14 protein-coding genes are annotated in these 12,830 nt (G+C 35.8%); 10 read left to right on the top strand and 4 right to left on the bottom strand.

Going from position 1 to position 12,830, the window contains the following annotated elements; genetic code table 11:
• Positions 1-510 precede the first annotated feature (510 nt).
• The 3 genes from V7O66_RS05080 to V7O66_RS05090 all read left to right on the top strand — a co-directional run bounded on the left by V7O66_RS05080 (position 511) and on the right by V7O66_RS05090 (position 3,989).
• The gene (locus V7O66_RS05080; RefSeq protein ID WP_406661884.1) at positions 511-1,218 is read left to right on the top strand and encodes a flavodoxin family protein; all 708 of its coding nucleotides are present in this window, start codon (positions 511-513) and stop codon (positions 1,216-1,218) included.
• A gap of 584 nt (positions 1,219-1,802) precedes the next feature.
• Complete coding sequence (locus V7O66_RS05085) at positions 1,803-3,353, top strand: NosD domain-containing protein (RefSeq protein ID WP_406661885.1); 1,551 nt, start codon at positions 1,803-1,805, stop codon at positions 3,351-3,353.
• Positions 3,354-3,647: 294 nt separating this feature from the next.
• Entirely contained in the window at positions 3,648-3,989 is a 342-nt protein-coding gene (locus V7O66_RS05090; RefSeq protein WP_406661886.1) for a PRC-barrel domain-containing protein, read from the top strand.
• Between the two features lie 242 nt (positions 3,990-4,231).
• Here V7O66_RS05090 and V7O66_RS05095 read toward each other — a convergent pair whose 3' ends face one another.
• Both V7O66_RS05095 and V7O66_RS05100 read right to left on the bottom strand, forming a co-directional pair.
• Positions 4,232-4,537 (bottom strand): hypothetical protein, encoded by a 306-nt coding sequence (locus V7O66_RS05095; RefSeq protein WP_406661887.1) that lies wholly within the window; start codon positions 4,535-4,537, stop codon positions 4,232-4,234.
• 440 nt (positions 4,538-4,977) lie between these two features.
• A complete protein-coding gene (locus V7O66_RS05100) occupies positions 4,978-5,163 on the bottom strand; it encodes a hypothetical protein (RefSeq protein ID WP_406661888.1) in 186 nt (61 codons plus the stop codon).
• Between the two features lie 559 nt (positions 5,164-5,722).
• On the opposite strand from V7O66_RS05100, the gene V7O66_RS05105 reads away from it, so the two are divergent.
• Positions 5,723-6,079, top strand: coding sequence for a hypothetical protein (locus V7O66_RS05105; protein ID WP_406661889.1), 357 nt, complete (start codon positions 5,723-5,725; stop codon positions 6,077-6,079).
• 439 nt (positions 6,080-6,518) lie between these two features.
• On the opposite strand, the gene V7O66_RS05110 is transcribed toward V7O66_RS05105, so the two are convergent.
• Positions 6,519-6,767, bottom strand: a complete 249-nt coding sequence (locus V7O66_RS05110) for a PEF-CTERM sorting domain-containing protein (RefSeq protein ID WP_406661890.1) — start codon at positions 6,765-6,767, stop codon at positions 6,519-6,521.
• A 277-nt stretch (positions 6,768-7,044) separates the two neighbouring features.
• Here V7O66_RS05110 and V7O66_RS05115 point away from each other — a divergent pair, with 277 nt between their 5' ends.
• Complete coding sequence (locus V7O66_RS05115) at positions 7,045-7,377, top strand: hypothetical protein (protein WP_406661891.1); 333 nt, start codon at positions 7,045-7,047, stop codon at positions 7,375-7,377.
• Between the two features lie 112 nt (positions 7,378-7,489).
• On the opposite strand, the gene V7O66_RS05120 is transcribed toward V7O66_RS05115, so the two are convergent.
• Positions 7,490-8,737: a serpin family protein gene (locus V7O66_RS05120; protein ID WP_406661892.1), complete on the bottom strand. Its 1,248-nt coding sequence runs from the start codon at positions 8,735-8,737 to the stop codon at positions 7,490-7,492.
• A gap of 176 nt (positions 8,738-8,913) precedes the next feature.
• Here V7O66_RS05120 and V7O66_RS05125 point away from each other — a divergent pair, with 176 nt between their 5' ends.
• The 5 genes from V7O66_RS05125 (at position 8,914) to V7O66_RS05145 (ending at position 12,745) form a co-directional block, all read left to right on the top strand.
• A complete protein-coding gene (locus tag V7O66_RS05125; RefSeq protein WP_406661893.1) occupies positions 8,914-10,068 on the top strand; it encodes an ISH3 family transposase in 1,155 nt (384 codons plus the stop codon).
• 468 nt (positions 10,069-10,536) lie between these two features.
• Entirely contained in the window at positions 10,537-10,692 is a 156-nt protein-coding gene (locus V7O66_RS05130) for a CNNM domain-containing protein (RefSeq protein ID WP_406661894.1), read from the top strand.
• A 169-nt stretch (positions 10,693-10,861) separates the two neighbouring features.
• Entirely contained in the window at positions 10,862-12,274 is a 1,413-nt protein-coding gene (locus tag V7O66_RS05135) for a hypothetical protein (RefSeq protein WP_406661895.1), read from the top strand.
• Positions 12,267-12,392, top strand: coding sequence for a hypothetical protein (locus V7O66_RS05140; protein WP_406661896.1), 126 nt, complete (start codon positions 12,267-12,269; stop codon positions 12,390-12,392). Before V7O66_RS05135 ends, V7O66_RS05140 begins: the two co-directional genes overlap by 8 nt.
• Positions 12,393-12,436: 44 nt before the next feature.
• Positions 12,437-12,745, top strand: coding sequence for a hypothetical protein (locus V7O66_RS05145; protein WP_406661897.1), 309 nt, complete (start codon positions 12,437-12,439; stop codon positions 12,743-12,745).
• The last annotated feature ends 85 nt before the right edge of the window (positions 12,746-12,830 follow it).

Here is a 12,830-nt window from a genome sequence, read left to right on the forward strand (position 1 = left end):
TCATATTAGTTTAAAAAACTAAACTGAGAATGTAATTACGATAGACTTTAGCTAAGCTATAAAACCAAAATGATGGGACACATACCATCTCATATTTTAAAATAAGTAAGGATTGCGCATCTGTTTTGAATGTGAAGAGTTTCCATGTTCCAAAATTGAGATTGTTGCCGACCCGGACACGATGGATAGGTATAAGAGATTTAGGGAAATAGGATTTGAGAAATGGATTAAGGAACAAATGCAAAAAGCCAAGGAAGGCTATGAAATACATTTACAAAAGTGCATTTTTAAACCGGCTCTGTAGAAATAATATATTTTTGTGAGGGGAGAAGGGATACTTAACTTTACGAAAAAATGGCTCTGTAGAGATCCTCATTTGAATCATCACTGAAATAGAAATTGCATTTTTAGTGCGAGCAAATGCATGAAATACATTTCTTTTTATAAGATTATACTTCAGTTAATATTAGAGGATAGTTTCTCTACAAAACCCAAAATAGGAGAATTAATATGAAAATAACTGTTTTTAATGGTAGTCCCAGAGGAAGGAAAAGCAATTCCCATCGAATCGTTGATCCTTTACTGGAGGGGGCCAGACAAGCGGGTGCTCAGACAGAAGAGATATTCCTGACAGAGTATAATATCAATCATTGTTGTGGTTGTTTTAGTTGCTGGACTAAAACTCCCGGAAAATGCGTAATCAATGACGATATGTCCGATCTCATAGATCTTTTTTGTGAATCGGATTATGTAGGAATGGCCACTCCCGTCTATGGATTATTCATGACCTCAATACTAAAAAAATTCAATGAAAGGCTGCTACCTACTGCAACTCCACATATTCATAAAAATGAAGATGGAAGCTGTTATCATGAGGAAAGAATGCACTATCCACGTTTTTTTATGATTGCAAATGCAGGATTTCCCGGAGAACACAATTTTGATTTATTCAAGGCATATATGGCGTCTCAGAATCCCGTACTGGAAGTCTACCGAAATAGTGGAGGAGTATTAGAGGACTGGCCTAATGAAAATGTCAAAAAAAGAATAAACGAATTTTATGATGCGCTGCGAGAGGCCGGCAAAGAAATGGTCAACGAAGGTCAGGTTTCAGAAGACATAATTAAAAGTATTCATGCCGAACTGATAAGTGATGATGAATTTATGGCGGGCGTTAATCAGTACTGGGATGAAGAAATCGCAAAAGGAGACTTATAAACAAATAAGAGGAATTGCCACTTTCAACTTATGGATTATGATTTTGATAGTTTTTCTACAGAGCCAAATTAATAATATAATTTACATGAAAATAGTAAAAAGAGGTTGTTTTCTTGATAAAGAAAAAAGAGAAATTAGAATATATCCCACATGGAACTTCATACCGCTCTGTTCCAGTTTCACAAAACAAAATAAAGGCAAAAAAATCTATAATAAATTAATAATTGTAGCTTTTTTTGTTATAGCATTAGTATATTGGTATCTTAATTAAACTGTTATTTTCTATTTTTTATTCTTATGAACTGGTTGTGCATCTAAGGCACACACCCCCGTACAAAAAATTAAGCTTACCTATATCCCCGCACGTTACGCTAGGGATATATACAACGTGTAAAAAGTGTACGCTAATTTTTCAAATAATCATCTCAAAAAAATAGATACAAGTATTTTAAATTTTATGTGGAGTTTTTGTTAGAATCATTATTTAGAATCATTGATTCCAAAACTATATTAAAATGTCAACACTGTCTTCTATTAAGGCAGTTTATCTACTAAGATAGAGTTGGAAACTTCGGGGTATACGAGTGAGGATCAAACCATATTTTGCAATAGCATTCTGTTTAATGATAATGATGTCAAGCACCGTATCGGCAGCTACAATCACAGTGGATGACAGCGGTGGTAAGGACTATACTACGATACAGGCTGCCATAAACGCGGCAAACGATACTGATACAATCCTTGTTTACCCAGGAACGTATGTCGAAAACGTGGACGTGAACAAATCGGTAACCATAAAATCACAAACTGGGAATCCAGATGATACCGTTGTTCAGGGAGTTGTGCCGGCTGAACATGTATTTAATGTAACCAAAGATAACGTGACCATTAGCGGATTTAATGCAACAGCTCTCATTTTTGGAGCTGGAATATATCTTGATGGGGTTGCTAACTGTACTGTTACTAATAATAGGGTGTATGGCTGGCAGGCTATCTATCTGTGGGAATCCAGCAACAACACTCTGGAAAATAATACCATACCAAACAGCTTTTACGGCATTTTTCTGTGGTATTCCAACAACAACACGCTGAACAATAACATTGTATTGAAGGGCGCTAACGGCATCCGTTTTGATAGTTCCATCAACAACACGCTGGATAATAACACTGCAACTAACTCATTATTTGGCATCCGCTTCGAGAATGCCAGCTACAACATGCTGATCAATAACACTGTAAACTCGAACAACGAAAATGGTATCCACCTTTCAGGTTCCAACAACAACACGCTGATCAATAACACCGTATGCAACAGTCCCTTATCCGGCATTGTGTTAGAAGCTGGCATCTACCCTTCAGTCTCTAGCAACAACATGCTGATTGATAACATCGTTTGCAACAATACCCTATCCGGCATTGTGTTAGAAGCTGGCAGTAATAACAACACCATCTACAACAACTTCTTCAACAACACGAATAACACTCAGATAGAGGGCACAAGCACAGGAAACGTCTGGAACACCACAAAAACAGCCGGAACAAACATTGTAGGTGGGCCATTCCTTGGTGGAAACTACTGGGCAACTCCTTCCGGTACCGGACATAGCCAGACCTGCACGGATACTAACAATGATGGTTTCTGCGATTCACATTTTGATATTGATGCCAGTAACACAGACTACTTGCCTCTTACAATTAATGCATCCATAGATATTGAAAAATCCACAAATGGATTTGATGAAGATACGGATACTCTACCGGGAATAGCTATCGGTGATGTCGTGATATGGAAATACATTGTCACCAATACAGGAAATGTCCCGCTTGACAATATAGTGCTGATCGATGACAGGCAGGGCATCATTCCATGTCCAAAGAACACACTCTCTCCGGGCGAATCAATGGAATGTGAAATGGAGGGTGTTGCAGAATATGGTCATCACATCAACGTTGCAAATGTTACAGGCCAGTTCGGTGATCTTTTTGCAGGTGATGAAGATGTGGGTGAATATTATGGCTATGAGCCGGGTGACAGTGACTGGGAACCGCCCGTTGTACCAACAGCCAATCCTTTCCTGACAGTAGGAGTGCTTGGAATTGCACTTGTGCTTTTCCTGAGAAGGGAACAGGAATAATGAATCCGAAAAATTGAAGGGGTAAGGTCCCTTTGCTTCTTTTCTATTTCTCTCAGCCGTTTCATTTGTTAGTTTAGACTCTCAACCCCCACTAACATCAATCCAAGAAAAAAAAGTGATTTCGGTGGAGTGAATATAAAAAAAGAAACTTGAAACTTGGAAACGTGAGATAACAAATCAATTAAATTATAATTAATTCCATATACATCGTGATAAAAAATAAATAGTTCTCTCTCAAATTACTATATTGTATATGTAAATGCCAATTGAATTCGTTAAAGGGGGTAATACAATATGGCAAAACCTAAAATGTTATCTGTAGAAACCATAGCCAGAGATCCTATAAAGAATGCAGAAGGAAAAGAAATTGGGAATTTCGTAGACTTCATGATTGACTTGGAGCAAAATTGTATTCCATATGTCATTGTGTCGCTTAAAAGTAAAGATGGATATGTTGGTATTCCCTGGGGACTTTTCAAATTAGGGGAAAAGCACACTTTTATTCTGGATGTTGCTAGCTCCATGCTGGATAGCGCACCGGGATTTTCAGAGGACAAATGGCCTGATATAAGCAATCGTGAGTATGAAGAAAAGATTTACAAACACTTCGGCTGTCCGTTGTGTGTGAAGTGCTAAATCACATTTATTCTGCATTACAGGGACTTCCATCTGAAGGTTCCTGAATTTTCCTTTTTATACAGTTTCCCATGACTCGTGTTCATGGTGAGAGTTGGTCGGCGATGTCCAGTATCGGGTTTGTAAGAATCTGCTGGAAATCGAGGTTTCGGTCAAAGTAGAAGTTTTTGTTTTTTGTTTTCATCTAAGCCTCCCTTTTGCTTTCACGATGAGACGTTATATGTCATCTAATGCATACAATGTCATGCCTTTTTTATCGCTTCCACTTTTATGCTGACAAACGAATCGCCCATATCTCCTATCTCTTCGACTGTCATACCCAGATCCCCAATGCGTTTATCCATATCTTCCTCTGAAATTATCGAGGAAATAATCTCAGCCGGGAAACCAGTTTGGCCAACAACATTGATGTCATCGAAGCCCGCATCCTTTATCAGATTCAGGTAGTCTTCCTTTTTAATCGAGCCCGAGATGCAGCCTACATAGGCATCCATAGAACCCATGACAGCTTCAGGAAGGTCCTTCAACAAGGAGATATCCGACACCATCAGCCTGCTTTTCCTCCCTCATAAGTCAAATTCAGGATACAATCCATCCTTCACAAAATGTTCGTTACCTTTGACCTGGTACACATTCAATACAACTCCCCGAACTTCTGATTCTTGGGAGTATACTATATGAAACTACAACAGACAGCCCATTGCATGGAAAAGGATACAAAAAAATCGTTCATGTTGAATTAACGAAACTACCACATAAAACTGGAATTGGCACTTAATCCTGTTCATATGTGGTAGTTCCCTAACGATGCATTATGCTTTAAAGTCCCCGGCATAATGCGGTAAACCACTCCTTCACTGATGTGACACTTGTTAGCACGTGTCAAAGATACTACAACATACTTCTATTTAAAACATGTGCTTATGTTACTCAGTAAACTTTGTTGGGAACAACACATTGCATTCGACTAGTGTATCAAAGCAATTTCTCAAACTTCTCCATTCTTATTTAATATATCAATGTGATCCTTTGCTTTTTTGTTCAAATATGCTAAAGCACTTCCATGCTTGATTCCAATCTCCCTAGCTTCAGCAGGAGTTAAATTCAGAATAAATTCTCTTATCTTTTCAATATCATGATACGTCTCAATATGATTGCTCTCAAGTTCCTGCATCTCAACCTTGTTGACTTCCTTGCCAATATACACGCATCCAGTAGGCTTCAAAAAACTATTCGGCCAGGTTCTTCATAGACTCCGACGTAATCCGACCATACAAGGAACGAAGAAAGAACCTCAAGCCAATTAAACCAAGAAACATACCAGACCTAGAACCTATCATAGTAGATACATTCCAGCAAGCCAAAAAACTATCAAAGGAATTCAAAGAGCTTGGGATCTCACGTAAAATTGCTATAATTTCTAATAAAAATACGGTGAGGTATAGCAGAGTCTTTGGGTGAGATTGAATAGCCGAAGGTGTAGACAAATGAACAGCTCGAACAGTCAGACAAACATAAGCTGGGTTTCCGACTACCCATAATAAAGGAAGGTATGCATAAAATTAAAATAATAAATATTATATGTTCTTTAATTAATATAGATGGTATGAATATAAAATTTATATATGCAGTTCTTTTTTTATTTGTTGTATTAGCGGTTTCTGGATGCACTGAACAAAGTGTCAATAGCCCCACCCGAATCTACAAAAATTGGTAGTAGCGATATACTAAGTATGTATAATACTAATCATAATTTTGTCATTGGTGATTTCGATGTTTGGTCTAAAGCTGTAGAAAAAAAAGATAAAATAATTATTTCCGGCAATATCACAAACAATGGCATACATGCAAATTCACTTGTTCTTTACGTTAGTATGCATGAAAGGGATGGGGCAAATATATATGATGGAGAATGGAGAAAAGATCAATCTATATTTAAAGATGAAAGTAACAGGACACTATCAAAAATTATTGCCTCCGGCCAAACAGAAGAATTTCAAATTGAATTAAATGAAATTTTTAAAGCCCGTAACTCACTCAGTTTTGTTAATGTAGAGAAATATCAAATTCATCTTTATAACGGTGTTTAATTCCGAATCCGCCAAAGAGAGGCAATTTGTGATTACAAATCTTTAATAAAGAAAAAAACATAACTCTTTTCAGAGGTGGTTGTATTCGTTTTTTATGCAAAATTGGCCTTCATAAATGGAAAAAATCAGGAAGTTCCACTCATTATACATCCAATGTAAAAGATCAATATTATGTTTGCTCTAGGTGTCGAAAACGTAAAACCAAAGTAGAAGTCAAATAATTATTTATCTACTTATTCCGCCAAGTAAAGGAAACAGGGATGAAGATATCCCATAATAAAGGAAACAAGGTGACCAGGTGGATGCTTTGTCAGGTGCTTTCAATGCGCTGTTTAAGAAGCCTGTTAAGGTTCCGACGTTTTCGGCAGGGTTTGGTGTTAGTGGTGGATTAAGGATTTGAAAAAAGTAAGCAAAGGGACCTTTACCCTTCACTTAAGAATCACTCTTTCCTGCGCTGGAAGAAGAATGCCAGACCAAGTATTGCAGCTACTGGGATTGCGATGGTTGGGAACTCTGGGATTTCATTTTGTTCTTCCCATATTTTCTCGACTGTATTGCATGTGCATGGTACGTCTCCGGGGTCAAAACCTGGGATATATACATGTGCTGTGATAATATCAGTGCCCGCGACATCTCCTGTGTATGTGAACGTTGCTACTCCACCTATAGTCACATTAGAGCCAGACATATCTACCGTTGATAATATATTAATAAAAGATTGGAACAGATATATATTAATATCACGGTGTGAACATATCATATGAGGCATGTGAGCTATTTTATACGGATGTACCACCACCCATGTAATACCCAATTAACATGCCTCTTATATTTTTCAACTTTCCTTTTTATACTCACTCCACTGAAATCAGAGTATGCAAGGTAATCCAATTCACAAATAGAGTATTAACCTATTTCGCCAAATAATGGAACAAATTAAATAATAAAAGGCAATTGGTGATTTTATGGGAGACTATACAGAGTTAGTATTTGCAGCAACATTAAAAAATGATATTCCTAAATATATTATGGAACAAATACAAGACTATGTGAATGAAATATTCAATAGCGGTTCTTGTTATTTTCCAGTCACACGGCCACACAATGAATTGATCTATGAAGAGGATATTGACAAATGGACAATTAATATTAGATGCAGTGTCAAGGATGACGGAACAACTATCTTAAGTTTCATTCGGTTTATCAAACCCTATGTTAAAAGTGGTGCAGGAGATAACGACTTTTTAGGATACCACATTTATGAAGATGCTGAAGAACCAACTTTAATATATCTTTAATTTTTCCTAATCCGCCAAGTAAAGGAAACAGGGATGAAGATAACCCATAATAAAGGAAGGAGACTTTAATCAGAATACGAAGGAGATGAGGAAAGTATTAGAGAAAATATCATTATGACATTTCCTCATATTCTGGTGATTCAACTTTTCCCATAAACAGAATACACTCTGTTCTCTTATCTTCTATGAAGAACATAAAGGGATGGTCTGCAGTAAACTCATACTTGTAGTAAGGTAGTGATTCGTCCATTACTACTCCTGTTACCGCTACAGCTTCAGTTCCTTTTTCATTTACCCTGATGTATGTCTGATGAATTACTTCAGATATAAATAGACCATCACTGGCACTGATACCTGAAAAATTAGCCATGCCTGAATCAAAAGCATCAACAATTCCCATGTCCTGCAACGGTTCATTTAATTCAGTTCTTGCCTCAAACGTGAACTTTGGCAACAGGATTTTTACTTCGTCGAAATTAAGGGTATCCTTTAGCTCATTATAATAATCGAGCGTAAGATCATTTTCAAACTCTTCAATGTTGTTTCCAGATGGAAGAATAACGTACATACTGATATCGTCACCCTTATATGGTAATTCTAAAATATGGGCATTCGCATCTTCTCCATAATTGTATGTCTCTATGGCATACATCGTGTCAACCTTCTTCTCCTGCCCATCGGAAAGATAGAATACTTTTTTCCGCGTGCCTGCTTCTTCAAACTCCTGTAACCATGTACCATTGAAATAAACTGCATTGGTGATTATCAGCCTTGTATTTCCATCAATGCTTCCTTCAGCCAGCAGATCTTTTATTTTATCATTGGTCTTTTTCTCAACCCAACTATTGATAACAAGTCTGGATTTTTCCGGTTGCCCTGCAAAATCAAGTGGTGTTATCATCCCTTCATAGTAGTTTTCTACATTGGACACATACTGCTCATTCAATGGATATTCCTCAAGAACCCATAGTGCATTTGCAGTTTCCAGATCGTATGCATCGTTGTCAGAATTGATTATATCTATCATCTCTTTTGTTCTTCTTTCAAGAACAGATTTGCTGAGAGGATAGTAGAACACATTTGACATCTGTTCTTTTGTGGAACCTTCAGCACCATCATAACAAACAGCCATTGCAGTGAATATACTGTATGGTGAGAAGAAGATATTTTCATCTTGACCTTTGATAGTGGAGTACATGTCAAAAGTAAAAGCATTGTTTGCAGCTGCTATATCATAATCTTCAACTGACTCTGCATTGATTGTAGTCTTTGCATTTACAGTCGAATCTTCAATGCATCCTATACAAAGCAATGTAAGTAAACTTAACAAAGTTACCAAAATAATTTTTCTTTTACCCATAAGTTCTAAAATATGTAGAAGTACATAATATTTTTTAATCTGTCATTGAAAATAAAAATATTAGCATAACAAAGAAATAGCGTACACTTTTTACACGTTCAGTAGTTCACTAATTTTTACTACTTGATCTCACCAGTGCTTTACGATAGCTTTATATGCGACGGGAACGCCGCCATATGTCATTTCTAGCATTCAATTCGAGCACCTATTCTAAAGTCGAATTAAGACCAAAACAATGTATTGATGCTGTTCTAAAACCTCTTACTGATAATATCACCATCAATATCAATGGTTCACTTACCTGTAAAGACCTGTTTTATGCTGCCATATGCATGGCAGTAGAGAATAGTTCAGTTCATTCCATATCAAAACACTATCAAAAGATTCCTTGTGAAACATCTACAAGATATCATCTCAAGAAACTTGATCTTGAAGAACTTATCAGGTTAAATACAAAAATTCTACTTCAAGGTCCTATTAATGCTCTGAAATCTGAGAAAAAGTATGAGTTTGCTATCGATTTCACAAATGATACTTATTATGGAGGAACGGATTCATCCAATGAGAACTATGTGATACGTAGCCAGGCAAAAAAGTCAACAAACTCTTTCTACTCATATGTTTCATTATCCATCATAAACAAGAATGAGAGGTTTACTATATCCGTTCTTCCAGTAGAAAGAGGTAAAACAAAGATCTATTACCTTACCTATTTTGTGGGTTTGATCAAGAATCTGAATTTAAATATCAAGGTCCTTTGTTTGGATCGAGAGTTTTATTCTGTTGATGTATTTGAGTTCTTACAAAACAAAGGGATTCCTCATATTACTCCCGTAGTAAGAAAAGGAAAAGAGATTAAGCGACTACTTATTGGTAGAAAGGCAAGGCATGCTGGATATATAATGAAGAATCCTCAGAAGAAAGAGGTTCGGTTAAATATCGTTATTGATGTCAAGTACCTGAAGGGGAAAAGGAACAAAAATGGATGCGAGAACCTTGGTTTTGTAGTGTATGGGGTAGAGTGGCATCCAAGAAAAGTTAGTACGGTATACAGAAGACGCTTTGCTATAGAATCGTCTTACAGGATGAGAAATATAGTTAAACCCAAAACATCGACAAGAGACGTTACTTTAAGGTATTTCTTTGCATTAATATCATTCCTGCTTAAAAATATATGGCTATACCTCCAGAAAAAGCATTTTACGATTGTAAAACAAGGTCCTCAGACAATTGATGAAGATAAATTCAGATTTGATAGATTTGTCCTGTTTATTGAAGAATGGCTTAGAAGAAAGTTAAGGATTCAATTGGTAGTGCAGTGTTTGAGGTAGATTGATAGCGGTAAGAACAATATGGAGGCAAAATTAGCGAAGTACTGACGTTGTATATATCCCCTCATAACTGTGCGACAGGCGTGATTATAACCAATGGAAAGCACATAAAATATCGAGCTTTAACTATTTTTCCTAACCCGCCAAGAAAAGGAAATCCAAAGTTTTTTATCGATTGGATTAAAAACCTACTAGAATATACATATTTGGTGAGGTTCTATGGTTAAAGAGTTTTCTGCTAAATGGATAATCTTTGCATTAATTGCCATTCTCGCTATATCTGCTGTAGCATTTTCTATATGGAATCAATATCTCAATCTCATCACAAATAGACTTGCGAAATTGGCTTATTGTATCATTGGAAAGTATTAGCTCTCCTCCTCAAACATGTTTAATTGTGTGCCTACCTGTTTAAAGTCGCAATCCTCAAGTAAGCTTAAAAATGACCTGTTCCATACATCTTACATAATGTCTTATACTCTTGAAATTACCGTTATTATCATTTTGATACTGTTCAACGGCATTTTTGCGATGTCTGAATTCGCCCTTGTTTCATCAAGAAGGACACGCTTAAGGCAAAAGGCAGATAAAGGAGATACAGGGGGACATCAACCTGAATGCTAGATTTATGAGAGGACTTGCGGATAAGCTCATGTGAGAGCTTATTCCTCTTTGTTTATCTGTGTTTTTATTGCTTCATGTACATTATCTGAACTATTTATCACTATTTTGAACAAAATAATACATTTTTGAACGTAATAATTATTTTGATTGAACGATATCTCTGTAGTATATGACAAATTTGAATGAGATTCAACAAAGAATACATAGGGAACTTAGTGAATCACCCAACCCTCTTGGCCCAACAGAGATTGCCGACAAATTGGGCCTAAGTAAAGAAACAGAAAAGAGCAAGATTCACTATAATTTGAATGCATTGAAGAAAAAGGGACTTGTGACTTATCATGAAAAAGGAAAATATTCGGTAAATAAAGATGAAATGGAAATAATAAAAGGGTTGGAAAATGAAATTCTCAACTTATTGACTGTAAAAGAATATAATCCTAGAGAATTGGAAGAAGAGTTAAATCAAGATGAAGGTCGAATCATTTATGCAATCGGTCAACTCGAAATAAATGGGTTGATAAAAGAGGGAAAGAAATCTTTGGCAAAGAGGAGTGGTATCCCAAGGAAAGGACCAACTTTTCTGGTAAGTGATTATTATAGAACTTCAACTTACACTCCTACATATTTAGGATATTCTGAAATTGGTTTTTGTCCTATTTGCAAGGAAAAATTCAATGAACATGAGTCGATTTTAACAACCTTCTTTAAACCTATTGATCAGATAAACGAAAGACCTTGGGCATCTACAAATATTCATTCAAAGTGTTTAGCTAATACTAAAGCATACGAAGAAACATATAGAAAAAATAAACCGTCAATGTTTTGTTCTTATTGTGGTTTACCGCTAACTCCAAAATTGTTGCCTGAGAAAATAATTAATTACAAGCTATTAAAAAATCATTTTTTCAGCTTTGAATTGAAATCAATTAAGTTACTTGAAAACTTAAGGCAAAGCTGGCTTGTACCTATGTATAATCCTTTTGAAAAAGAGCAATATGCAACAAGGAATGAGAATTCTACAATAAAACAAGTGTATGGTGAATTAGGAATAGAAGTTCCCAGTTGGTTAGATGAACGATTAAATGAAGATAAAAAAAATCCTGAGATTAATCAATTTGATGAAATTTCTTATGAAATATCAAGAGATGTGTATTTTATTTTCAAAAGTGACCTTTCAAGTTTAGAAAATGTTGAAAATTTTATGAGGCTTTTGATTAAGCATCAGTTTTCCTACCCTGAAGAATACAATATAAATTCCAGAATTAGAGATATTTGGACAGCCGCTCAAGAAATCAGAAATACCCATGATGAAAATATCAGAAAAACCTATGAAAAACTGCTTGGACCTGAAGCAAACTTGTATCCCTATTTCGATTGGGCATTTGATTATTCCGATTATGATTTTGATAAGGTGAGAAGACATTTGCCATATAGCGCAGATAACCCACCTATTTTTGCTCAAACTTTTACAGTAAAGTGTGGAAATCGATATTATCATCCTTATTGTGCTGATAAGCTCGGAATAAATGACAATCATTGCAATGATAACAATTCAAAAGGAGGTGAGGGTGTTGAGTAAAAAATCAGGAATGACGGCAAAAGATGCTTCAAGAATTCAATCACATGCTGATAAAACTGGTAATAATCAAGGATTCAAGGCACGAGCACAGTCATCAGCAGCTAAAAGCAAAAAGTGAATAGGGATTATCCCTATTATTTTTATTAAAAAGAGGAATAAAACATGCACACTGTATACATTAAATCACCTGCACATAATATGTTAATTGATATAGATAATCTCGAAAGAATGTCGTATTCTGGACATCAAATCTATGCACACAATCTACATAATGAACAGTATCCAATATATGAAGGTCAAGCTATAAATGGCGATAAAGCCCTAGCTGAAATCGCTGCTTTGATTCATTCAGCTAAAAGACATTCTGAAAATAATAGCCAAGCGGTGATAATAGATTTTTCAAATGATCTTTATAATCCACTAATAAGTTTACCTATGACAAGAGATATAAGGCACTATAAGAGTGCTTAATCTCTAATATCTTTTTTTTAAAAAATTATGGTTTGCTAAGAATTTGAACTTAACGTTTTAACTCGATTAATGTAAGCATATATTC

It is taken from the genome of Methanolobus sp. ZRKC3 (assembly GCF_045291275.1).
Lineage (GTDB): Archaea > Halobacteriota > Methanosarcinia > Methanosarcinales > Methanosarcinaceae > Methanolobus.

Excerpts from the sequence above, each read along its gene's own strand:
- V7O66_RS05100 (WP_406661888.1), bottom strand. The coding sequence starts at position 5,163 with ATGCAGGAACTTGAGAGCAATCATATTGAGACGTATCATGATATTGAA.
- V7O66_RS05090 (WP_406661886.1), top strand. The coding sequence starts at position 3,648 with ATGGCAAAACCTAAAATGTTATCTGTAGAAACCATAGCCAGAGATCCT.
- V7O66_RS05135 (WP_406661895.1), top strand. The coding sequence starts at position 10,862 with ATGACAAATTTGAATGAGATTCAACAAAGAATACATAGGGAACTTAGT.
- V7O66_RS05120 (WP_406661892.1), bottom strand. The coding sequence starts at position 8,737 with ATGGGTAAAAGAAAAATTATTTTGGTAACTTTGTTAAGTTTACTTACA.
- V7O66_RS05080 (WP_406661884.1), top strand. The coding sequence starts at position 511 with ATGAAAATAACTGTTTTTAATGGTAGTCCCAGAGGAAGGAAAAGCAAT.
- V7O66_RS05105 (WP_406661889.1), top strand. The coding sequence starts at position 5,723 with ATGTATAATACTAATCATAATTTTGTCATTGGTGATTTCGATGTTTGG.
- V7O66_RS05115 (WP_406661891.1), top strand. The coding sequence starts at position 7,045 with ATGGGAGACTATACAGAGTTAGTATTTGCAGCAACATTAAAAAATGAT.
- V7O66_RS05125 (WP_406661893.1), top strand. The coding sequence starts at position 8,914 with ATGTCATTTCTAGCATTCAATTCGAGCACCTATTCTAAAGTCGAATTA.
- V7O66_RS05095 (WP_406661887.1), bottom strand. The coding sequence starts at position 4,537 with ATGGTGTCGGATATCTCCTTGTTGAAGGACCTTCCTGAAGCTGTCATG.
- V7O66_RS05145 (WP_406661897.1), top strand. The coding sequence starts at position 12,437 with ATGCACACTGTATACATTAAATCACCTGCACATAATATGTTAATTGAT.
- V7O66_RS05130 (WP_406661894.1), top strand. The coding sequence starts at position 10,537 with ATGTCTTATACTCTTGAAATTACCGTTATTATCATTTTGATACTGTTC.
- V7O66_RS05110 (WP_406661890.1), bottom strand. The coding sequence starts at position 6,767 with ATGTCTGGCTCTAATGTGACTATAGGTGGAGTAGCAACGTTCACATAC.